General features: G+C 39.8%; 18 protein-coding genes and 1 other annotated feature. Of the genes, 4 read left to right on the forward strand and 14 right to left on the reverse strand.

Annotated elements, in window-relative coordinates:
• Positions 1-567: 567 nt before the first annotated feature.
• Entirely contained in the window at positions 568-1,233 is a 666-nt protein-coding gene (locus ACTQ45_RS12940; RefSeq protein WP_441763997.1) for a prepilin peptidase, read from the forward strand.
• A gap of 48 nt (positions 1,234-1,281) precedes the next feature.
• On the opposite strand, the gene rpoC is transcribed toward ACTQ45_RS12940, so the two are convergent.
• Positions 1,282-4,905, reverse strand: coding sequence for a DNA-directed RNA polymerase subunit beta' (gene rpoC / locus ACTQ45_RS12945; RefSeq protein WP_441751802.1), 3,624 nt, complete (start codon positions 4,903-4,905; stop codon positions 1,282-1,284).
• Between the two features lie 149 nt (positions 4,906-5,054).
• Positions 5,055-8,603: a DNA-directed RNA polymerase subunit beta gene (gene rpoB, locus ACTQ45_RS12950; RefSeq protein WP_441763985.1), complete on the reverse strand. Its 3,549-nt coding sequence runs from the start codon at positions 8,601-8,603 to the stop codon at positions 5,055-5,057.
• A 401-nt stretch (positions 8,604-9,004) separates the two neighbouring features.
• On the opposite strand from rpoB, the gene ftsH reads away from it, so the two are divergent.
• Entirely contained in the window at positions 9,005-10,846 is a 1,842-nt protein-coding gene (gene ftsH / locus ACTQ45_RS12955) for an ATP-dependent zinc metalloprotease FtsH (RefSeq protein WP_441751798.1), read from the forward strand.
• A gap of 145 nt (positions 10,847-10,991) precedes the next feature.
• Here ftsH and ACTQ45_RS12960 read toward each other — a convergent pair whose 3' ends face one another.
• From ACTQ45_RS12960 to ACTQ45_RS12985, 6 genes are all read right to left on the reverse strand, one after another.
• A complete protein-coding gene (locus ACTQ45_RS12960) occupies positions 10,992-13,001 on the reverse strand; it encodes a PTS fructose transporter subunit IIABC (RefSeq protein WP_441751796.1) in 2,010 nt (669 codons plus the stop codon).
• Positions 12,998-13,927, reverse strand: a complete 930-nt coding sequence (pfkB, locus tag ACTQ45_RS12965; RefSeq protein ID WP_441763986.1) for a 1-phosphofructokinase — start codon at positions 13,925-13,927, stop codon at positions 12,998-13,000. The genes ACTQ45_RS12960 and pfkB overlap by 4 nt, the downstream gene beginning before the upstream one ends.
• A gap of 3 nt (positions 13,928-13,930) precedes the next feature.
• The gene (locus ACTQ45_RS12970; RefSeq protein ID WP_441751792.1) at positions 13,931-14,677 is read right to left on the reverse strand and encodes a DeoR/GlpR family DNA-binding transcription regulator; all 747 of its coding nucleotides are present in this window, start codon (positions 14,675-14,677) and stop codon (positions 13,931-13,933) included.
• Positions 14,678-14,942: 265 nt separating this feature from the next.
• Positions 14,943-15,857, reverse strand: a complete 915-nt coding sequence (locus ACTQ45_RS12975) for a pseudouridine-5'-phosphate glycosidase (protein ID WP_441751791.1) — start codon at positions 15,855-15,857, stop codon at positions 14,943-14,945.
• Positions 15,858-16,973 (reverse strand): PfkB family carbohydrate kinase, encoded by a 1,116-nt coding sequence (locus ACTQ45_RS12980; protein WP_441751789.1) that lies wholly within the window; start codon positions 16,971-16,973, stop codon positions 15,858-15,860.
• 165 nt (positions 16,974-17,138) lie between these two features.
• On the reverse strand, positions 17,139-17,747 hold the full coding sequence (locus ACTQ45_RS12985; RefSeq protein WP_441751787.1) for a class I SAM-dependent methyltransferase: 609 nt from the start codon (positions 17,745-17,747) through the stop codon (positions 17,139-17,141).
• Between the two features lie 102 nt (positions 17,748-17,849).
• On the opposite strand from ACTQ45_RS12985, the gene ACTQ45_RS12990 reads away from it, so the two are divergent.
• Positions 17,850-18,725 carry a Cof-type HAD-IIB family hydrolase gene (locus ACTQ45_RS12990; RefSeq protein WP_441763987.1) on the forward strand — a complete coding sequence of 292 codons (876 nt, stop codon included), beginning with the start codon at positions 17,850-17,852 and terminating at the stop codon, positions 18,723-18,725.
• A 235-nt stretch (positions 18,726-18,960) separates the two neighbouring features.
• Here ACTQ45_RS12990 and rplL read toward each other — a convergent pair whose 3' ends face one another.
• The 4 genes from rplL to rplK form a co-directional block, all read right to left on the reverse strand.
• Positions 18,961-19,323: a 50S ribosomal protein L7/L12 gene (gene rplL, locus ACTQ45_RS12995; RefSeq protein WP_441751783.1), complete on the reverse strand. Its 363-nt coding sequence runs from the start codon at positions 19,321-19,323 to the stop codon at positions 18,961-18,963.
• Positions 19,324-19,357: 34 nt separating this feature from the next.
• Entirely contained in the window at positions 19,358-19,861 is a 504-nt protein-coding gene (rplJ, locus tag ACTQ45_RS13000; RefSeq protein ID WP_441751781.1) for a 50S ribosomal protein L10, read from the reverse strand.
• Between the two features lie 36 nt (positions 19,862-19,897).
• Positions 19,898-20,022 (reverse strand) — a sequence feature (ribosomal protein L10 leader region).
• Between the two features lie 73 nt (positions 20,023-20,095).
• A complete protein-coding gene (gene rplA, locus ACTQ45_RS13005) occupies positions 20,096-20,785 on the reverse strand; it encodes a 50S ribosomal protein L1 (RefSeq protein WP_441751779.1) in 690 nt (229 codons plus the stop codon).
• A gap of 82 nt (positions 20,786-20,867) precedes the next feature.
• Entirely contained in the window at positions 20,868-21,293 is a 426-nt protein-coding gene (rplK, locus tag ACTQ45_RS13010; RefSeq protein ID WP_311454218.1) for a 50S ribosomal protein L11, read from the reverse strand.
• Positions 21,294-21,505: 212 nt separating this feature from the next.
• On the opposite strand from rplK, the gene ACTQ45_RS13015 reads away from it, so the two are divergent.
• The gene (locus ACTQ45_RS13015) at positions 21,506-22,369 is read left to right on the forward strand and encodes an ABC transporter substrate-binding protein (RefSeq protein WP_441763988.1); all 864 of its coding nucleotides are present in this window, start codon (positions 21,506-21,508) and stop codon (positions 22,367-22,369) included.
• Between the two features lie 52 nt (positions 22,370-22,421).
• Here the strand turns inward: ACTQ45_RS13015 and ACTQ45_RS13020 are convergent, their stop codons facing one another.
• Both ACTQ45_RS13020 and nusG read right to left on the reverse strand, forming a co-directional pair.
• Complete coding sequence (locus tag ACTQ45_RS13020; protein ID WP_441751775.1) at positions 22,422-23,216, reverse strand: hypothetical protein; 795 nt, start codon at positions 23,214-23,216, stop codon at positions 22,422-22,424.
• Between the two features lie 166 nt (positions 23,217-23,382).
• Complete coding sequence (nusG, locus tag ACTQ45_RS13025; RefSeq protein WP_441751773.1) at positions 23,383-23,922, reverse strand: transcription termination/antitermination protein NusG; 540 nt, start codon at positions 23,920-23,922, stop codon at positions 23,383-23,385.
• Positions 23,923-23,978: the final 56 nt, after the last annotated feature.

Genomic DNA, 23,978 nt, shown 5'->3' on the forward strand with positions numbered 1-23,978 from the left:
CAGTGTCTCGAAATTTATTCGGTTGTGTTTATCAGCCGTAGCCAATAAACTCTTACACATCTTGGTGTTTATCTTTGTTTAGTTTTCAATGAGCTTTGTGTCAGCTACGAACAGTTTGTTTCGCTGTGACAACTTATTTATAATAACATGTCAGTCAGTTACTTGTCAACAAGTTTTTTAAATTTGTTTTAAGTTTTTCAACATTGTTTTGACCGTGTAATTATTATACACTTTATATTACTAAGTTGAAAGCGTTTCAAAGCTGATTGGGTTAATCTTAACCTTCTCTTATACTTTTGTTCACTTCTCTTTCAGCAACTTTTAAATAATACCATACGTTTGACGTGGTGTCAAATGTATTTTTGAATTATTTTTTTCGTTGTTTGTATCTGCCTTAGCAACAAATAATAATATACCATGGGAATGACCCTTTTGTCAAACTTTTTTAGACTTTTTAAGCAACTTTTTGTAATTTTTATTAACAAAAGCATATTTGGCCTTCTTTTGCGTATTTATAGAGGAGGTGATTAAATGATAATAACATTCTTTGTCTTCTATTCCGGCTGTATGGTTGGGTCTTTCCTCTTTTGCATTGCTGGCCTTTGGACACGTGGTCAGTTTCACTTGTTTGCTCGGTCCAAATGCGATAGCTGCCAAAGTCTTTTGAGTTGGTATGAACTCCTGCCGCTTGTTTCTTATTTTATCCAAAGGGGTAAGTGTCGACAGTGTCATAAAGTGCTTAGTCCCTTCTATTGGCTGTCTGAGCTTTTCACTGGTTGCTTATTTCTTCATGCTTTCTTTCATTATGATCGTTTATCTGGTCAACACTTGTTTACATGTTTTCTATTACTTCTGATGAGCTATTGTGACTTATGCGAACGGTGGGTGCCTGACACTTTGCAACTATGCTTATTAGCATGGCTGCTCTACCAGTTTAATTGGCAGGGACAGGACACACTCTTACTTTTGTTTAATTTAGCTCTTTTCGGTTGTTTTGGGCTATTCTTTTATATTATTCGTCATGATTGGATTGGCGGAGCAGATATTAAACTTCTATTAATTCTTGAGCTTGCCATACCGATAGTCCAATTCCCTACATTTTTATTTATCGCCGCAAGTTTAGGCATCTTATTCTGGTACGGGAGTGTGTGGTGGCTTAATAATCAGTCAAAGGATCTGCCTTTTATTCCATTTATCAGTTTATCCTTCTATATAGTGTGTCTTTATTTATAGAAAAAAAATACCGCCAGCACTTTTGAAGTGTTGACGGTATTTTTTATGTTATTTCATTTGTGGTGTTTCTTCTAAGACTAGTTCGTCTGATTTTTCAGGCGTATCGATGTTTGTTTCAATTTTACGGTAACGAGTCATTCCTGTACCAGCTGGAATTAACTTACCAATTGTAACGTTCTCTTTAAGGCCTAATAAGACGTCTTTCTTACCGCGAATTGCTGCATCAGTTAGAACACGAGTAGTTTCTTGGAACGACGCTGCAGAAATAAATGATTTAGTTTCCAAAGCGGCTTTAGTGATTCCTAGTAATACTGGTCTAGCTGTTGCGGGTACGTCGCCAGCTTTAATGGCGCTAGCGTTTGCGTCAGTAAAGTCAGAGATATCCATTAATGCTCCTGGCAAGATGTTTGTCGATGCCGGATCCATTACGCGAACTTTCTGTAACATTTGTCGAACCATTACCTCAACGTGTTTATCTCCGATTTCTACCCCTTGCCCACGATAAACAGCTTGAACTTCTCTTAATAAGTAGTTTTCTACTGTAATAACGTCTGTAACTCTTAGGAGTTCTTTCGGATCGATAGACCCTTCAGTTAATGCTTCCCCACGATCTACATGATCGCCTTCTTTCACACGTAAGCGTGAAGTATAAGGAATATTATAAGTACGAGTATCTGTTACACCTTTTACAGTGACATCTCTCGAACGGTCTGATGGTTTTTCTTCGATTAACTCTACGATTCCATCTACTTCAGTGATTGTCGCTTGTCCTTTCGGTACACGCGCTTCAAAGATTTCTTGGATACGAGGTAAACCTTGAGTGATATCTCCACCACCGGCAACCCCACCCGTATGGAAGGTACGCATCGTTAATTGAGTACCAGGCTCACCGATTGATTGAGCTGCGATTGTACCAACCGCTTCACCCACTTCAACACGTGATCCTGTCGCCAAGTTACGTCCGTAACAGTGTTTACATACACCATGGTCGGTATCACAAGTAAATACTGAACGAATTGTCACTTCTTTAATACCTGCATTGATAATCACAGTTGCTAAATCCTCAGTAATTTCAACATTGCCTGGTACAATCATTGCGCCAGTTTCAGGATGGTAAACAGTTTTTTGAGTATAACGTCCAATTAGACGCTCTTCTAATGTTTCAATAATACTATTGCCATCAGCGATTTCAGCAACTGTTACACCTTTATCTGTTCCACAATCATCTTCACGGACAATAACATCTTGAGCAACGTCTACTAAACGTCGCGTTAAGTAACCTGAGTCAGCTGTCTTCAAGGCCGTATCAGTCATTCCTTTACGGGCACCGTGAGTAGAAATAAACATTTCTAAAACGGATAAACCTTCACGGAAGTTAGATGTGATTGGTAATTCGATAATCTTACCACTTGGAGCAGCCATGTTTCCACGCATACCGGCAAGTTGAGTAAAGTTAGAAATGTTACCACGAGCTCCTGAATCAGACATCATGTGGATTGGGTTTAGACGCGGTAAATTATTAGCAAGGTCATCTTGGATTTTATCCTTGGCTTGTTCCCAAGTACGGATAACACTTCCGTAACGTTCCTCTTCTGTAATTAAACCACGTTTATATTGCTTAGCAATCTTATCAACACGTGAATGTGCGTCATCTAAGATAGCATATTTAGTGTCTAATCTAAGGACATCAGCTACTCCTACCGTTAAACCAGCACGAGTAGAGTATTTATATCCTAAGTCTTTCATTCTATCCAACATTTTAGATGTTTCGGTAATGTGGAATCGTTTGAAGACTTCAGCGATAATGTTACCTAAATGTTTTTTCTTGAACGGGTTAACCATTTCCATTGCAGCAATTGCCGCTACAACGTCAGTTCCTGGTTCTAAGAAATATTTATCTGGTGTTTTCTCTGTTAAGTTTTCATTTGTTGGTTCGTTTAGGTATGGGAATTCTGGCGGCATAATTTCGTTGAAGAATAATTTACCTACTGTCGTTACCATTAAACGTTCTTTTTGCCAATCAGTGAATGTTTTTCCTTCTAAAGCAGTTGTAGGAATCGCCACACGAGTATGTAAGTGAGCTTCTCCGTTTAAGTAAGCAATTTCTGCTTCCCCAACACTACTTAAGACTAATCCTTCACCTACACGACCTGGTTCTTCAAGTGTTAAGTAGTAGTTACCTAAAACCATATCTTGAGAAGGTGTAACAACTGGCTTACCATCTTTAGGGTTCAAGATGTTTTGCGCAGCTAACATTAACAGGCGTGCTTCAGCTTGAGCTTCTTCCGATAAAGGTACGTGAACAGCCATTTGGTCCCCGTCAAAGTCAGCGTTATACGCTTCACAGACTAAAGGATGTAGACGAATCGCACGACCATCTACTAATGTTGGTTCGAAAGCTTGAATACCTAGACGGTGAAGCGTAGGTGCTCGGTTAAGTAGAACAGGATGCTCTCTAATGACTTCTTCAATGACTGGCCAAATCACGTCATCTTGAGTTTCAATCATGCGTTTAGCATTTTTGATGTTGCTTGCGATTTCGCGTTCAACTAACTCTTTCATAACGAATGGCTTGAATAATTCAATTGCCATCTCTTTTGGCAAACCACATTGGTACATTTTTAAGTTTGGTCCAACAACAATTACTGAACGACCTGAATAATCCACACGTTTACCTAATAAGTTTTGACGGAAACGACCTTGTTTCCCTTTTAACATATGTGATAAAGATTTTAATGGACGGTTACCAGGTCCAGTTACCGCACGGCCACGACGTCCGTTATCAATTAAAGCATCCACTGCTTCTTGTAACATACGTTTTTCGTTTTGAACGATAATATTTGGTGCGCCCAAGTCTAATAAGCGTTTTAGACGGTTATTACGGTTAATGACTCGACGATATAAATCGTTCAAGTCACTTGTAGCGAAACGGCCACCCTCTAACTGAACCATAGGTCTTAAGTCAGGCGGAATAACTGGCAATACATCTAAGACCATCCAATCAGGTCTGTTACCTGATTCTAGGAAAGCATCTAGAATATCTAGACGACGAATCGCACGAGTACGCTTTTGACCAGTTGCAGTCTTCAACATTTCACGTAATTCAGTCACTTCTTTTTCTAAGTCAACGTTTTGTAACAGCTCTTTGATTGCTTCAGCACCCATTTTAGCGTAGAAACGGTTGCCGTACTCACGTTTTTTCTCACGATATTCTGCTTCTGTCAGTAATGATTTATGCTCTAAAGGCGTATCTCCTGCATCAATTACAATATATGATGCAAAATAAATTACTTCTTCTAATAAGCGTGGGCTTAAATCTAATACAAGACCCATACGACTCGGAATACCTTTAAAATACCAGACATGTGTCACTGGGGCAGCTAATTCAATATGTCCCATACGCTCACGACGCACTTTAGCACGCGTCACTTCAACACCACAACGATCACATACACGACCTTTGTAACGTACACGTTTTAATTTACCACATGAACATTCCCAATCTTTTGTTGGTCCAAAAATTCGTTCACAGAAAAGACCGTCTTTCTCAGGCTTTAATGTACGATAGTTGATTGTCTCCGGTTTTTTAACTTCACCGTAAGACCAACTACGAATTTTTTCGGAGGATGCTAATCCTATTTGCATGGATTCGAACTTATTAACATCTATCAAGGGGCCGACCTCCTTTTATTTTGTCACTTATCAGCTTGCGGAGAAATAACACTCCGCTGGCTGCAAGTTGCATGGAGTGCCTTATCTCCAAATGGCTCCAAGGCATTTTATGTCTTTATCTAATGATTCATCGACTTATTTGTCTGATTTTACGACATCTTTTTTTGAGACTCTGCCGCTTTTTGTTCTTCACGGTATTTGTCTAATGCGTTGAAGTTGATTACGTCATCTTCATCGTCATCATCTCTTAATTCAATTTCTTGATCATCAGCATCAAGAACTTTCATATCTAAACCTAAAGCTTGTAATTCTTTTACCAATACGCGGAATGATTCTGGCACGCCTGGTTTTGGAATCGGCTGACCTTTAACAATCGCTTCATATGTTTTAACACGTCCGACGACGTCATCTGATTTGTAAGTTAAAATTTCTTGTAGAGTGTAAGCAGCACCGTATGCTTCAAGCGCCCAAACTTCCATCTCTCCAAAACGTTGCCCACCAAATTGAGCTTTACCACCCAATGGTTGTTGAGTAACAAGTGAGTAAGGTCCTGTTGAACGCGCATGTAACTTATCATCAACCATGTGGGCTAATTTAATCATATACATAACACCTACAGAGACTTTACGGTCAAATGGCTCACCTGTACGTCCATCATATAAGGTTGTTTTTGCATCGTGTTCCATTCCCGCTTCTCGAACAGTGTTCCAAACATCTTCTTCGCTAGCACCATCGAATACTGGTGTCGCAATTTTGATTCCTAGTTGGCGAGCAGCCATACCTAAGTGTAATTCGAATACTTGTCCAATGTTCATACGAGATGGTACCCCTAATGGGTTCAACATGATATCAATCGGTGTACCGTCTGGCATAAATGGCATATCTTCTTCAGGCATAATCAATGACACAACACCTTTGTTTCCGTGACGCCCTGCCATCTTATCCCCTTCACTAATCTTACGTTTTTGAACGATAAAGACGCGAACAAGTTTGTTTACACCTGGAGCTAGTTCGTCACCAGCTTCACGAGTAAAGACTTTGACATCGTGAACGATTCCGCCACCACCGTGAGGAACACGTAGCGATGTATCACGCACTTCACGGGCTTTTTCACCAAAGATTGCGTGTAGTAAACGTTCTTCAGCAGATAATTCCGTAACACCTTTAGGTGTTACTTTACCCACTAAGATGTCGCCATCTTTTACTTCCGCTCCAATCGAAATGATTCCGTCTTTGTCTAAGAATTTCAAGGCTTCTTCACTTACGTTTGGAATTTCGCGTGTGATCTCTTCTGGTCCCAATTTAGTATCACGAGACTCTGACTCATACTCTTCAATGTGAATTGACGTATAAACATCATCTTTAACTAAACGTTCAGACATGATAATCGCATCTTCATAGTTATAACCGTCCCAAGTCATAAAGGCAACTAACGGGTTTTGACCTAAAGCCATTTCCCCATTCTGCATCGATGATCCATCTGCTAAGATATCTTGATCATCAACATGATCGCCAACTTCAACAATTGGACGCTGGTTGTAACATGTACCCGCGTTTGAACGTGCAAATTTAATTAAGCTATATTCATCGACGGTTCCGTCAGCAATTTTAATCTTAATGACGTTTGAATCGACGTAAGCTACTTCACCACCACGGCGGCAAATTAGAGCTGCACCAGAGTCATGGGCTGCTTTATATTCCATACCTGTTCCGATAATTGGAGATTGTGGATTAACTAGAGGAACGGCTTGACGTTGCATGTTGGCACCCATCAACGCACGGTTCGAGTCATCGTTTTCCAAGAAAGGAATACACGCTGTTGCGACTGCAACTACTTGTTTAGGTGAAACGTCCATGTAGTCTACTTGGTTAATAGGAACTTCCAAGTTTTCTGAAATATAACGAGCCATTACAACATCATTAACGAACGTATCATCTTCATTTAATAGCGAGTTCGCTTGTGCAACAACGTATAAATCTTCTTCATCCGCAGATAAATACACGATTTCATCTGTTACTCCGCCATTTACTTTATCCACTTTACGGTAAGGTGTTTCGATAAAACCATATTTGTTAATCTTCGCATAAGAAGACAAACTGTTAATTAACCCGATGTTTGGTCCCTCAGGCGTTTCAATCGGACACATACGACCGTAGTGAGAGTAGTGAACATCTCGAACTTCATATCCGGCACGGTCACGCGTTAAACCACCAGGCCCTAAGGCAGATAGACGACGTTTATGAGTCAACTCACCTAACGGGTTAACTTGGTCCATGAATTGTGACAGTTGGTGAGAACCAAAGAATTCTTTGATTGCTGCAACAACTGGACGAATGTTAATTAATTGTTGAGGCGTAATCGTTGAAATGTCTTGTAACGACATACGTTCACGTACAACACGCTCCATTCTTGACAAACCAATTCTGAATTGGTTTTGCAATAATTCACCGACCGAACGAATACGACGGTTACCTAAATGGTCAATATCGTCAGACGTTCCAATACCTTCACTTAATAGTAAGTAGTAGTTCATAGAAGCAATAATATCAGCTGGTGTTAAACTCTTAACGCCTTCGATATTTGCGTTCCCAATCACGTTAACTACTAATTCAGGGTTTTTAGGTGAGTAAACTTTCACCATTTGTAAATCAATCGGCTCACCGATAACACCATCTGGAGAAGGCATGGCAGTCACTAAATTTAAACCATTGTCTAAATGTACTGCTAATTCTTCAATCTTATCTGCATCTAATTCTGTACCTTCAGCAAAAATGACTTCACCAGTTTCTGGATCAGCTAATGTTTCAGCTAAAGTCAGGTTTAATAGACGGTTTTTTAGATGTAACTTTTTATTTACTTTATAGCGACCAACTGGTGCTAAATCGTAACGACGTGGATCAAAGAAGCGTGCAACTAATAAGTTACGTGAGCTTTCTGCTGTCTTTGGTTCACCTGGACGTAAACGCTCATAAACATCTTTCAATGCTTCTTCAACACGAGAGTCCGCAATGTTCTTATGAACATCTTTATCAATTGTTGTATTTAATAATTCCGTTTCAGATAAAATATCATAGATATCATCATCTGAACCAAAGCCTAGAGCACGCATCATGACAGTTAAAGGAATTTTACGCGTACGGTCGATACGAACATAAGCGATTCCCTTTGCGTCAGTTTCGAACTCTAACCAAGCGCCTCGATTAGGAATAACAGTTGAGGTGAAACTATGGCGACCTTTTTTATCCACTTTGTCGTGGAAGTAAACACCTGGAGAACGAACTAATTGTGAAACAATGACACGTTCCGCCCCATTATAAATAAATGTTCCCATGTCGGTCATAATTGGGAAATCTCCGAAGAAGACTTCCTGTTCTTTTACTTCGCGTGTTTCTTTGTTGATTAAACGTAATGTTACGTAGATTGGTTTTGAATAGTTAGCATCATGTGCACGAGCTTCCTTAACTGAATACTTCGGCTCTTTAAATTCATAATCAACGAAATGTAATTCTAAGTTATCACTGTGATCGACGATTGGAGAAACGTCATCAAACATAACTTTAATACCTTCGTCTAAGAACCATTGATAAGAATCTGTTTGAATTTCAATTAAGTTTGGCAATTCAAGAACTTCATCAATGCGAGCGTAGCTACGACGTTCTGCTTTTTTACCATATTTGACGATATGATGTTGACTCAAGCTGTTCACCCCTCAAAATATTTACGACTTGGCAAGATGTTACGATTGCGTTACGAATATTAACATTCTATAACAAAATCTTTTTTACCCTATTTTTGAGCAAAAAAAGAACAAAAGAATCGTGATTTCTTACAAAGCTCCACTGTATCTTTTGTTTAATCTGTAATAGAACTGCACTTTGGACAATATTTCAAAGTGTAATCCCACATCTATGCCTACTCTTGCGTCTATCTATTCTACTCGCATGATAATTGAATGTCAAGAGCCTTTTCACTTGATTTTTCACAAAACTGTTTTCCCTATATGAATATGTTCACACAAAATTAATATTCACATCATAATATAAAAGCAGACAGTATCTAGCGTCTGATTCTTTAGTATTCCAAAAGGAGATCTTCTATATGAAAGAAATTAAAAACCCTAAACGTTCGCTCTTCTATTATTACGGCATTGTCTTGTTAGGCCTCGTCGTCTTTAACTTCATCGCTATGCCATGGTATTCTGATCGCCAGATAGAGCAAGTCAATTACAATAACTTCCTAACAATGGTTGACCAAGGTCAGGTGAATCAAGTTCAATTACAGCCGAGTGAGAATCAAATCCTCTTCACAAGTAGCGAGGATCAATCGATCTATAAAACAGCCATGGTTGAAGATCCAGGGCTAACTCAATTTCTCTTTGATGCCGACATTGCCTTTACTGGCGAAATTCTTGAACAGGCTTCCCCACTGACCTCCTTTCTAAGTTTCATTTTTCAAATAATGATCTTCGTCGCCATTGGCCAGTGGCTTTCAAGAAAGATGCTTAAACGAGCAGGTGGTGGAAACGCCATGCAATTTAACTTAGGTAAAAGTAACGCCCGTGTTTATGTACAATCGACTGACGGCTTAACCTTTTATGATGTTGCCGGACAAGACGAGGCCAAAGAAAGCCTTGCTGAAATCGTAGACTTTTTAAATAATCCCGAAAAATACAGTGCTGTTGGTGCAAAAATGCCGAGCGGCGTCTTATTAGTCGGCCCTCCAGGAACAGGCAAGACCATGTTAGCCAAAGCCGTTGCGGGCGAAGCAAAAGTTTCCTTCTTCTCAATGTCTGGTTCAGAATTCGTAGAGATGTTCGCCGGAGCAGGGGCGGCTAAAGTCCGTGACTTGTTCAAGCAAGCCAAAGAAAAAGCACCTTGTATCATTTTTATCGATGAAATAGACGCCATCGGTAAAAGACGAGGGCAAGCAATCGGTAACGACGAGAGAGAACAAACACTCAACCAACTCTTAACTGAAATGGATGGCTTTGAAGGTAATAATGGCGTCATGATTCTTGCTGCTTCTAACCAACCGGAATCTCTAGACCCTGCCTTACTACGCCCAGGACGCTTTGACCGCCAAGTTCGCGTCGAGTTACCTGATTTAAAAGGACGTGAAGATATTTTAAAAGTTCACACCAGTAAAATCCAGCACGAAACACCTCTCGATTATAACCGCATCGCTCGCATGGCATCTGGTGCCTCTGGCGCTGAACTGGCCAACATTGTAAATGAGGCTGCTTTAAGAGCGGTCCGTTTCAAACGTGACTTCGCCACACAAGTTGACTTTGAAGAAAGTATCGAAACAATCGTGGCGGGCGAACAAAAGAAACATGCAATTTTGTCTGATAAAGAAAAGTGGGTCGTTTCTTATCATGAAATAGGTCATGCTCTAGTAGCAGCTAAGCAAACAGGTTCATCACCTGTAGAAAAAATAACCATTATTCCAAGAACATCTGGTGCCTTAGGTTATACTATGCAAGTGTCCAAAAATGGTAATGACTACTTGCACTCTAAAGAGTTCTTAGAAAATCAATTAGCCACCTTAGCCGGAGGTCGTGCTGCCGAAGAAGTGGCTTTCTCTTCCATTACGACAGGAGCTTCGAATGACATTGAGCGAATGACCCAATTAGCCCGCGCGATGATTAGTCAATATGGAATGAGCGATACTTTCGGGATGGTTGCTTTCGAACAAAGAAATAATCAGTACTTAGGTAATGAAGCAAGCGCGACTGGCTCAACCCAAACACAAGCAGCGATTGACCGCGAAATCATTACCCTCATAAATAACCAATATACTAAAGCTAAAAATATTCTGATCGATAACCGTGACCTGTTGGATGAGCTCTCTAAATTCCTTTACGAAAAAGAGACCATTACTGGTAAACAATTCATGGAAATCATTGAGCGCTCTGAACACACAAGCACCTCTTTCTCCTAGCAAGAATTAAGCCCTAAACTCCATATTAGCTACGTTCAAAATTTATAAACAGTAGCTTTGACTCACTTTTTCTATAAATAAACACAAAAATATCGCTTCGAAGACTCTTGACCAGAGTCTTCGAAGCGATATTGTACTTTTAGGATTATTTATCTGTGTCTTTTTTCAGCAAAACGTTCAATAGAATCGCTCCGACGAAACCACCTACTAGCCAAGAGACAATATACATGATTGGATTCGTGACTCCTCCGGCTATTACAGCGAATAAACCACCGTGCGGTACATAACTCACACTACCAAACAACATACTCAAGGCACCCGCTACCCCACTACCAATTGCTAATGACGGGATAACTTTCAATGGGTTGACTGCTGCAAAAGGAATCGCTCCTTCTGTAATGAAAGCTGCACCCATGACATAGTTAACTAAGGCACTGTCTCTTTGTTCAGGAGCCCATAAGGTTTTATTCAGCGTTGCAGATATCGCAATTGCCAGTGGCGGAACCATCCCACCAATCATAACTGCTGCCATCACGTCTGAACCAGCACCATCTGCTGCTGTTACTAGGGCTGTTCCTGTTACATAAGCGGCTTTGTTCAGTGGGCCACCCATATCAATCGACATCATCGCGGCTACTAAAAACCCTAAAACAAGTGATAACTCACGCGGCACACTGTTTAATAGATTCTGTAGCCCAATCATAATTCCTCCCATCGGCGCATTGATAACGAAGAACATCAATAAACCCATCGTTAAGACGCCCAAAACCGGGAATAGGAAAATAGGTTTCATGCCTTCGAGCGATTTAGGTAACCAGCTGAGCGCTCTGCGTAAGACCCAAACAATTCCACCCGCTAAGAAACCAGCAACTAGGGCACCTAAGAAACCTGAAGCAATCGTATCCGCAAAAATTCCCGCATCATTAAATCCCGATAAAACACCTGGGTTTGCAAATACACCACCCATGAAACCAATCACTAAACCTGGACGGTCAGCAATCGATTGACCAATGAAACCTGCTAGAACAGGTAACATCATCGCGAAGGATAAATCACCTAAAGTTTTTAAGACATGTGCGACTTCATTGTAAGTTGGGTCAGCTGGGTTCGCTGAATTGATCCCCCAGAAGAAAGAAAAGGCAATCAAAATCCCGCCAGCAACCACGAATGGCAACATGTGCGATACACCGTTCATCATATGTTTATAAAACTGACGACCTAGTGATTCTTTTTCATCCGTCTCATCGTTTGCTCCAGCAGCCATATCCGCTTGGTTCGCACGGTATATCTTTGCATCTTGTGCAGCTGCTCGCTCAACTAATTCAGTAGCTTTATTGATACCATCAGCTACTTTTGTCACAATCACTGGCTTGCCATCAAAACGCGCCATCTCAACTTGCTTATCTGCCGCCACTATAATCGCGGTTGCTCGATTAATATCTGCTTTCGTTAAGCGATTGCCAACACCCGTTTGACCGTTAGTTTCAACTTTAATCGCATAGCCAGCTTTTTTAGCAGCTTGATTTAATTTCTCTTCAGCCATATAAGTATGGGCAATTCCTGTTGGACAAGCAGTTACTGCAAGAATGTATACCTCATCTGTCTCAGGACTTGTTGAAACTGCTTCTGCGGTTAGTTGGCTTGTTGTTGTTGCCGAATTTGCTACTTCTTCATTAGCTTGTGCCAATTCAGCTGCTTCTTTCTCTGCTTCATAGTGAGCAATCACATCCACAACAGCCTCGGCAGTTTCAGCTTCTAATAAAGCAGCCTTAGCTTCTGGCTTCATTAGAATACTCGATAATTTCGCTAAAGCTTGTAAGTGTTCACCGCCACCTTCAGGTGCAGCAATCATAAAAATCAATTTCGCTGGTTGTCCATCGAAAGAAGCCCACTCTACCCCAGTTTGGGAACGTGCAAAAACAATGGCTGCTTCTTTAATTGTCACATCTTGAGCATGAGGAATCGCAATTTCATCGCCAACACCCGTCGTTGACTGCGCTTCTCGTGCACTTAACTTCTCAACATAACTATCAACATCACTGACACCACCGGCTTGAGCAAAACGTTCAGCTAAATAACGTAAGGTGGACGCTTTATCCTCTGTTTGCAAGTTTAAATCCATCGCCGCTTTTACAAATAATTGAGCTAATTTCATGATTCTTCACCAATCCTTTTTATTTGAATTTCATCTACTAAAGACATTGCCAATTCTGCTTCAGCAATCCCCACGGAGAAAGCTGTTGCACTCCCACAAGCAGCCCCTTGCCTTAAACTCTGTGCATAATCCTTGCTTTCAATATACTTTGCCATAAAACCAGCCACCATCGAATCCCCTGCACCAACGGAATTCACGACAGTCCCTTGCGGCACACTCGAACGGAAAATCTCTTGACTATCCGTCACCAGAACCGCTCCTTCGCCACCAAGCGACACGATAACATTCTGCGCTCCCAAAGTTTGTAGCTTACGCGCATTAGCAATCACATCATCTAAAGTATCCACCGGCGTCTCAAAGATCTCACTCAACTCTTGAGCATTCGGTTTAATTAAAAACGGACGCTGTGGCAAACAAGCTGTCAATAATGATTTATTCGAATCTAAAACGAATAAAGCCTCTTTAACTCGACATAATTCAGCGACCTTCACATAATGATCACTCGTCATCCCTGGTGCCGCATTTCCTGCTAGAAAAACCACATCTCCCGCGACTAAGTTCTGATCGAAATAAGCCATTAATTCAGCTACGTCCGCCTCAGTAACTGTCGGTCCATTCGCATTTAACTCCGTCTCCTGGGCCGTATGTAACTTCACATTGATTCGCGTGATTGCATCCAACTGATGAAAAGCCGTCTGCACCCCTTCATTTTCAAGACTCTCACGAACAAAAGTGCCCGTAAAACCGCCAATAAAACCCGTCGCAATATTATCATGTCCCAAACGCTTCAATAAGACCGACATATTAATCCCTTTACCACCTGCGACATACTCATCCTTCTGGACACGATTCAACTCACCTAGATGAACTACATCAGTTTTCATCACTAAATCCACAGCTGGATTAAACGTAATTGTATATAACATCCATCAAACCTCCTCCAAGTCTAATAAAGGCGCAAACTTCTCATGCAAAGACTTTGATAACTGATTCGTCACGACCATCACCTTATCAAAATCTGCAAACTGACAAAAAGACACCTTGTCAAACTTACTATTATCTGCCAACACATAGACACGACTCGCCTGACCAATCGCCGACTCCTTCACATGAGCTTCTTGAGTATCGGGCGTCGTAAAACCAAATCTGGCATTAATCCCATTCGTCCCCATAAACGCACGTGAAAAGCGATATTGACGCAACTGCTTTTGCGTATCGGACCCAATCATCGCTCGCGTATTCGGCTTAATCAAACCACCTAGCAAAATCACTGTAAACTTGGAATCAGCCAACTGAGCGGCTAACTCCAAACCGTTAGTCACAATCGTCACATTCTCAGCCTGAATAAAAGGCACCATCGCTAATGTTGTCGTCCCAGCATCAATAAATACAAATTCGCCATCCTTAATCAAAGACGCCGCATAGCGTCCAATTGCCAACTTCTCAGATTGAAACTGCAAACGCTTTTCGCTTACACTTGGCTCCAAATCCACAGAAAAAACCCGTTTGGCTCCGCCATGCACACGCACCAACTCACCCAAATCCTCTAATTGCGACAAATCCCGTCGAACCGTCGATTCTGAAGCCTGCGTTGCTTCCACAATCGCCTGAATCTTCACCACCGAATCATCCGCTAGCAAGGACCGAATCACAGCAAATCGCTCCTCTGTAAGCATTTTCATCACTTCCTTATTCTAAGCATACACAAAGTTAAAATAAAAATCAATCACTTTCAATCAAAACACGCCATAATATTTCATTTAGCAATCAAAAACTATCATCTCATTCATAAACCAACTCTTCTCTTTGTATCTATCATAATAGACTACCCAACTGAATCACACGCTAACTCATATTAAGCACAAAAAAATTCAGTCATCTGATCGATGACTGAGGGGATATTCACAAAGGTGCTAGCAACCTCTTGTGTGAGTCTTTAAATTATTTTTTATGATAGTCAGCAGCAATTTGCGCGCCAACTTTTGCATTGTTGTATACTAAAGCAATATTTGTTTCTAAACTTCTTCCTTCAGTTAATTCAACAATCTTACCTAATAAGAAGGGTGTTGAGTCTTTCCCTTTGACGCCAGCAGCTTTTTCTTCTTTAAGTGCTTGAGCGATAATGGCATCGATTTCTTCATGAGGAATCTCATCTTCTTCTGGGATAGGGTTCGCAACTAAGATTCCAGCTGTTAAGCCCAGTTCTTTTTGGTAACGCATCATGTCAGCAATTTCTTCAGTAGAATCACTACGTAAGTTCAACTTGTACTCTGACGTACGTGTATAGAAAGCTGGTAAGTAGTCTGTTTGGTAACCGACTACCGGCACGCCTTTTGTTTCTAAGTACTCTAATGTTCGAGGCAAGTCTAGAATCGCTTTTGCTCCCGCACATACTACTGTTACATCTGTTTGACCTAATTCTTCTAGGTCTGCTGAAACGTCCATGTGGTCTTCGTAGCCACGGTGAACGCCGCCGATTCCGCCTGTAACGAACACTTTAATTCCTGCTAATTTAGCACCGATCATTGTTGTTGCGACTGTTGTTGCGCCAATTTGTTTTGTTGCGAAGACATTTGCTAAGTCACGACGTGATACTTTTGCTACGTTTTCAGCCGTTGCTAACAATTCTAAGTCTTCTTCTTCTAAACCAATTTTAAATTTACCATCCATAATCGCAATGGTTGCTGGTACTGCACCGTTGTCACGAATGATTTGTTCTACTGTTTTAGCCATTTCAACGTTTTTAGGGTAAGGCATTCCGTGAGAAATAATTGTTGATTCTAAAGCTACCACTGGTTGGTTGTTGTCAAAAGCTGCTTGTACTTCTTTGCTAATTGATAATAATGGATGTGTCATTTAAATGATCCCTCTTTCTTTTAATTCTTCTGTTTGTTTTTCTAGTATATCTTGCGTTAAATCTAAGCGTACTGTTTTAGGCGATTGAATGGTGTGATAAGCATTTGTCATAGCCAATTGGATACTTTCGACTGGCGAGTAGCCTTGTAATTGTCCGTAAATTAAACCTGAAGCATAAGAATCTCCAGCTCCTGTGACATCTTCGACGTAAGGCGAAACAGGTGGTACAAATTGTTTTCTTTCACCCGCTTGATTACCATAGAACGTTGACGCTTGGCCGCGTGTGATAATAACATTTTCAACACCTAAGGCTAACCAGTTTTCAACAAGCTCTTCAACATCTTCTGGTGTTTCAACTTTTTTATTGAAAAAAGTTTCAGACTCGTCTAGATTGACGATGAGCCACTTAACACCCTCTAGTTGACGTGGTAAGTGCGCCATCTTAGGTGAACTTACCGGAATAATCACAAGTGGAATATCGTTATTGCGCGCCAATTCAATGACATATTCTGTTGTTTCTAATGGTACATTCAAATCCAATGCAATCATCTTAGCTTGAGCTAAAAGATTTTGATAAGAACTTATCCACTCACGGTTCATTGTGTCAGCTACTGACATATCCGCTAAAGCTAACTGCATATCTCCGTCGTCATCTAGTAATGCCACATAAGAACCTGTTGAGTACTCCCCTAGTTGCGTCACGTGTTGAAAATTAACAAATGGTTCCGTCGCTTGCTTTAAAGTTTCGAAATCTTGATCTCGACCACCGATTGACAATAGGTTAACATTTAACCCTAAGCGTCCAAGGTTTTCTGAAATATTGCGTGCTACGCCACCGACACTCATTGAAGAAGTGACTGGATTACTGGTTTTAGGCATTAGCTCTGCCTCCAGTAAATACTTGCGGTCAATATTCATTCCACCTATACAGAAAATTTCAGCGCCATGGTTGACAATATAAGCCCGACCCAACAACTGCTTTTTATTCGTCAATGACGAAACTATCGTTGCGACAGTAGAGCGCGGTAAATCTAATTGAGAAGCAATTTCTTGTTGAGTAAGAAATGGATCTTTTTCAATTAAAGCCAATACACGTTGCTCGTTTTGTGTTAACAACTCATCATCGCCTCCTTTTACAACAAATGTCCTTTCGAAAGACTTTTGTTTATAATCACAGTATAAAACATAAATCTTCTAACAACAAGCAAAATATCTAAAATGAGAAAACTCTAATACAATAAAAATAAGCTGACATCCTATTTGTAGAATATCAGCTTAATATTATTTAACACTTTTTAAAATCCAGTAACCTTTATCACGGCCCATTAGTTCAACATTACCAAAAACTTCTTCCATAAAATCGGACATAGAAGGTGCTCCTTGCTTTTTCTGAATCACTAACCAGAGTTCACCATCCGCTTTCAGTGCTTTTTCAGCCGTTAGAACAAATTCACGTATCACTTGCTTGCCCGCTCTAATGGGTGGGTTCGTTAATACATAGTCATAGTCAGCCTCAACAGGCACAGTCGTCGCATCGTGCAACAACCATTCAACGTTCGCCACTTTATTTAATTGCGTATTCTGTTGCGCTAATTCAAGCGCACGCTCATTAACTTCAACCCCTACATAGTTGGCAAGCGGAAAATGTTTCGCCACTGCCAACAATAAAGGACCATAGCCACTGCCTAACTCAAGTACTTTTTCCTCACCAGTCATTGCTTTCCCTTCAATAAAAGTTTCCACTAGTAATTTAGAACCGAAATCCATACGATTCTTAGAAAAAACACCACTATCTGTCTTTAAGCGTAAACTTTGTTTTCCAACTTCTGCACTAATCTCTTTTAGTTCATGGCTACTTTGAGGTTTATTTGTATAATAATGATCGCTCATTCTCTCGCTCCTTAAGAAAACATATTCATGTACCATAACTATATCACTTTTTAGGCTATTCATGTTACACTAAAACTAGATAAAACGTAATGGAGGTCAACAATGATCAAACTTTTTGCATCTGATATGGACGGCACTTTACTTAATGAAAACCACGTGATAAGCGACAGAACGGCTGCCGCAATAAAAAAATTACAAGAAACGACTGATATTGAATTCATTATCGCAACAGGTCGCTCTTTTAAATCAGCCTCTGTTCTGACACAAGCTCAAGATATATACTGTCGCATGATCAATTTAAACGGTGCATCGATTCATGAAAAAGATGGTACCTTGACTGATTCAAATCCTTTATTAACTGAAACCGTCTTAAGTGTTATTCAACATTTAGATACTTTAGCTATCGATTATGCTGTTTCAACACCCAATAATTATTATGTTGCAGATTATGAAGGCTTCATCAAACGAATTGCACACTTTATGAATGTTAGTCAAGAAGAAGTTCTCGCTGCAGCAGATGGTACTGATGAAGTAACTAACGCTCAGTTACTCGCACATTATGGTGATGTTAAACCTATTACTGAAATGGAATTAACAAAAGATAACCCCGCTTTAAAAATTCTACTTTTCAGTTCCAATACGGATTTATTGGATCAAATTCGTCAATACCTAAGTAATTTCTCTGATTTAGACGTCACCTCTTCTGCTGCTGATAATATTGAAGTCACACACATTAATGCTCAGAAAGGTTTAGCCGTTGAAGCTTATGCTAAATCACAAGGTTATACACTAGATGAAGTTGCAACAATTGGCGACTCACTCAATGACCGTTCAATGTTACAGATGGCTAAACATAGCTATGCGATGGATAATGCGCCTGATCATATTAAAGCTATGTCGCAAAACATTGCACCAGCAAATACAATCGATGGCGTTGCCATTATCCTTGAACAATTAATTGCTGAATATGCTAAATAAGTTACGACTTATCAGTCTCTTCATGAGGCTGATTTTTTTTCTTTATCTATCTTCATCAACTAAGCGTGCCTCGTCTATGAAGCTGAAAAAGCCCTCACAAACATAAGAATTTGAAAGCGACCACCGCCTTGAAAAACAACAAGCTGAACGAAACCCCAAAAATATATTCTCTGATTAAAAAAAAAAAAAAAAACGCACCTAGAATATACTAGGTACGTTTTATGAGAGTAAAAGATTATTTTACTTCTACTGAAGCGCCAACTTCTTCTAAAGATGCTTTCAATGCTTCTGCATCGTCTTTAGATAAGCCTTCTTTAATTACTTTTGGAGCGCTATCTACTAATTCTTTAGCTTCTTTCAAGCCTAAACCAGTAGCTTCACGAACTGCTTTGATTACTTTAATCTTAGATGAACCAGCTGATACTAATTCAACGTCAAATTCAGTTTGCTCTACTTCTGCTGCTGGACCTGCTGCTGCTGCTACAGGAGCTGCTGCTGTTACGCCAAATTCTTCTTCGATTGCTTTTACTAAGTCGTTTAATTCGATAATTGTTGCTTCTTTAATTTCAGCAATAATATTTTCAATGTTTAATGCCATTTTGGTTTTCCTCCGTTTATATGTTTAGTTTTAATTAAGCTGCGTCTTCTTCTTTCGCTTCTGCAACAGCTTTAACAGCCAATGCAGTGTTGCGAACTGGTGCTTGTAATACAGAAAGTAACATAGATAATAGTCCATCGCGGTCTGGTAATTTCGCTAATGCGTTAATGTCATCAGCTGAAGCTACTTTACCTTCAATTAAACCACCTTTGATTGATAACTTGTTTGCTTTTTCAGCAAATTCAGCTACAATTTTCGCTGGTGCAACTACTTCATCAGTGCTATATACAACAGCTGATGGTCCTACGAATACATCTTCTAGTCCTTCAATGCCTGCTTCAACAGCAGCACGACGTAAGATTGTGTTTTTCACAACTTGCATCTTAGTGTTACTATCACGTAATTGTTTACGTAAGCTAGTAACTTCCTCTACCGTTAAACCTAAATAATCAACAACAACTACTGAAGTTGCGCCTCTTAATTCATCGGCAATCAAAGATACTTCTTCTTGCTTTTTAATCATAATTGCTTTTGTCAACAGTTTCACCTCCATCAATTTTGATTTAGAGATTTTTTCGTTATAAAAAAATCTCTATGTCGCCTAGACATAGAGATAGATTCCTCATCACTTCGGAACTTCCTCGGTAAGAAATTAAGGCATTCGCCACTTACTGTCTTTGGTCGTAAATACTTATATATATTAGCGGAAATGAATTTGAGAGTCAATCTTTAGTTTATAAAGATTTTCTTATCATCCCGATCTTTCAACTAATTAAATAGTTGCTGTATCTAATTTAATACCAGGGCCAAACGTAGTTGTTAACGTTAAGTTAGTAATGTAAGTACCTTTTGCTGATGCTGGTTTCAAACGAACGATTTGCTCGTGTAAAGCTGTTAAGTTTTCAGCAAGTTTGTCATTTTCAAACGAAACTTTACCGATTGGAACGTTCACGATACCTGCTTTGTCAGCACGGTAAGTTACTTGTCCAGCTTTAATGTCATCAATTGCTTTTGTAACATCCATAGTTACAGTACCAGTTTTAGGGTTTGGCATTAAACCTTTTGGTCCTAAGACACGGCCTAAACGACCTACTTGACCCATCATGTCTGGTGTAGCAACCATAACATCAAAGTCTAACCAACCATCACTAATCTTAGAGATTAGTTCTGCTTCACCTACGTAGTCTGCTCCAGCTGCTTGCGCCTCTTTAGCTTTGTCACCGCGAGCGATAACTACTACAGTTTGTGTTTTACCAGTTCCATGTGGCAATACCATTGCGCCACGGATTTGTTGGTCAGCTTTCTTAACATCGATATTTAAGTTGTAAGATACTTCAACAGTTGCATCGAATTTAGCAAAGTCTAATTCTTTAGCTAATGCGATTGCTTCTGCGGCATCATATTTTTTTGTGCGGTCAACTTTTTCTTTTGCCGCTACAAAGTTTTTACTTTTTTTAGCCATTGTTGTTCCTCCTATAATTTGTGGTATTAGCGGTTATTCCTCCCACCCCCGATAGAAAACGGGGACAGAAGCTACCTTGTGCTTAGTCTTGGACTGTGATTCCCATAGAGCGAGCAGTACCTTCAACCATGCGCATAGCAGCTTCTACGTCTGCTGCGTTTAAGTCTTGCATTTTAGTTTCTGCGATCTCTTTAACTTGTTCTTTAGTTACTGAAGCAACTTTGTTTTTGTTTGGTTCACCAGATGCTTTAGTAATTCCAGCAGCTTTTTTCAATAAGATTGGAGCTGGTGGAGTTTTAGTAATAAATGTAAATGAACGGTCTTCGTATACATCAATCACAACAGGGATAATCATACCCATTTGATCTTGTGTACGAGCGTTGAATTCTTTACAGAACCCCATGATATTAACTTGTGCTTGACCTAAAGCTGGACCAACTGGTGGAGCTGGACTTGCTTGTCCCGCTGGGATTTGTAGTTTGACTTGTGTTACGACTTTTTTAGCCACGAAACATTCCTCCTTAATATTTTTTGTTCGTGATGTGGTAATTGGAGCCTAGGCCCCTCCCACTCATGTGCACTATTTGACGCACTGCGATATTATAGCACGCATAAGTTAATATTCCAAGCTTTTTGCCAAATAAAGTTCCTTTTAATCGTTTTTTAATGATGCTTCTGTTAATATAACAATAAGGATGATCAAATATGGAGGTTATGATGATGAATATATTTAATTCTTATGTAAAACCAGAGGCAAAGATTACGTTTGACACTCTCCCGTCTCGTATTGTGACACTTGGATATGATGCTTATGACACGCTACGCGCTTTAGGCGTTGAAAACCTAGTAGTAGGTGCGCCAAAACATCGAATCCCTGAATACATTAGCAGTATGCCTGATTCAGTGATTGATACTAAGTCCTTAAAAGATATTGACCTTGAGTTGATTCGTTCGCTCAACCCTGATTTAATTATTGTTTCCGCTCGGACTTTGCATTTAGTGGAAGAGTTAGAAACGATTGCACCTGTATTTAACTATGAGACCGATACTTCTAACTACTGGTCTAATTTCGATGAAATAAATCTAGAATTAGCCAGAATCGTTGGTAAAGAAGAAGAGGCACAGCGTCTATTAACTGATCTAAATAAACGCGCAGATAAAATTCGCACTACTAGTCAGGTGTCACCGAGTAAAACATTATTACTACTACATAATGAAAATAAATTTACAACGTTCAAACCTAATTCGCGTTTCGCCTTATTTTTCACTCTGCTAGGGTTTACACCCGTTGATCGTGATTACAGCTTTACTGAATTAGGCGAAAGCATTAAGGTTCCAGAAATTGCTGATTTAGATGCCGATCGTGTGTTCATCATTAACCGTTCAGCAGCTATGCGCTATGATCCCGAAAAGGATGCTCATGAACAAAAAATGTTGATGCAACGTAATGATTTACAAACAATTCGCGCTTCTGAGACTGGTCGTTTGATCTTCTTAACACCTGACTTATGGTACTTAAGTGGTGGTGGCTTAGATTCAACCGGCTTACAATTAGAAGAAATTGCTGAAATATTGGTTCGATAAATAAATAAAACGTGTGTTGGCTCATCTTTTGATCAGTCAACACACGCTTTTTTTATTTCTTCATTTGCTTTAGTTGTAATTTAAATAGATGAGCATAAATGGTGCTACCAAGAACGAATAGACCAACAGCTATCCAAGCTAATAATTCATTGGCATGCTCATATCCACTTCCTGGATTATGTTTAACGACTATTCCAATCAATGCCCATAATACTGGTAATATAATAGCTTCATTCCCATATTTTCCATAATAATAAACAACAGTGGCCAGACTTGCTACCATCATGCCAATTGCCCACCAAAAGCCTAAAGTACCTGTTCCATCAAGTCCAATGCTGACTGCATAAGTCGTTAAGTTAGCAAAGGTTGCTACAATCAACCAACCGGCATGTAGACCTGTTGGATATTTCAATAACCAAGGGGATTGTCTTAAGATGGCAGTCCCACTGATGAGCGTCATCAGTTGCAACATGCGACGTGCATATAGAACCATCGCAATTAAAGCAATCAACACTTGGTCATTACTCCAAGCAATCGTCCAAAGAATGTTGTAAAACATCCACTCGATATAAATGGGTTGAACTAATTGTCGGTAACCCTTAGCTAAATTTTCGTGACTTGATGATACTTTAAACCCCAGAGTTAGACTAACAATTACTCCTAGATAGATCACTGACCAAATGCTAAAAGTGAAACCTGCCGGCGCAAAGAGATTTTGATATTGATTCGAAATTTCTGATTGACTAAAAGGCAAAATAATACCAAAAGATGTAAAGTAATTGAGTAATAGCACCAACATGAACAATGCAGGCGTCGCCCATTTTAATAATTTATGGTAACTTAACATGATAAATTCCTCGTTTCGTCTGTTTGTACAAGGGGGATCATTCCTTAGATCTGTTTCTCGCCCTGTACGTTCTTCAATAATTTAACATATAAATGACCTAGTTGTCATTTAAAACAAAAAACTCACCTTGACCCTATAAATAGTTTCTCAGTGAGATGATTGTTTATTAATTATCTTTTTTTACTTGGTGGAATTCAAGTTCAGCAACCGTTTCACGACCAAACATTTCAATAAGAACTTTCATTTTCTGTTGCTCTACTTCAATTTCTTCAACTCTACCTGATAAGCCAGAGAATGCTCCTTCAGTAATTTCCACATGGTCGCCTACTTCAACATTTAAGTCGATACGCGCTGCTGGTGCATTACCTAATATGCTTTCAACTTCTTCTGGTAAAAGTGGTGATGGCTTGCTTCCAGCTCCGTGAGAACCAACGAAACCTGTTACACCTGGTGTATTACGAACGATAAACCACGCATCATCTGACATAACCATTTCAACTAAGACATAACCTGGGAATGTCTTTTCCATTTTCGTTTTGCTTGTGCCACCTTCTTGCATGACAGTGACCTCTTCTTCTGGTACTTCAACACGGAAAATATTATTCTCCATATTCATACTTTCTTTACGCATTTCGATATTTTCTTTAACTTTGTTCTCGTAGCCTGAGTAAGTATGCAATACATACCAATCTTTGCTTATTTCCATTTTAATTGCTCCTTCATTGGGATATCTATTGAGTCGATTTGCTAACATAATAAAAA

The organism is Fundicoccus sp. Sow4_D5 (assembly GCF_052116365.1).
Lineage (GTDB): Bacteria > Bacillota > Bacilli > Lactobacillales > Aerococcaceae > Fundicoccus.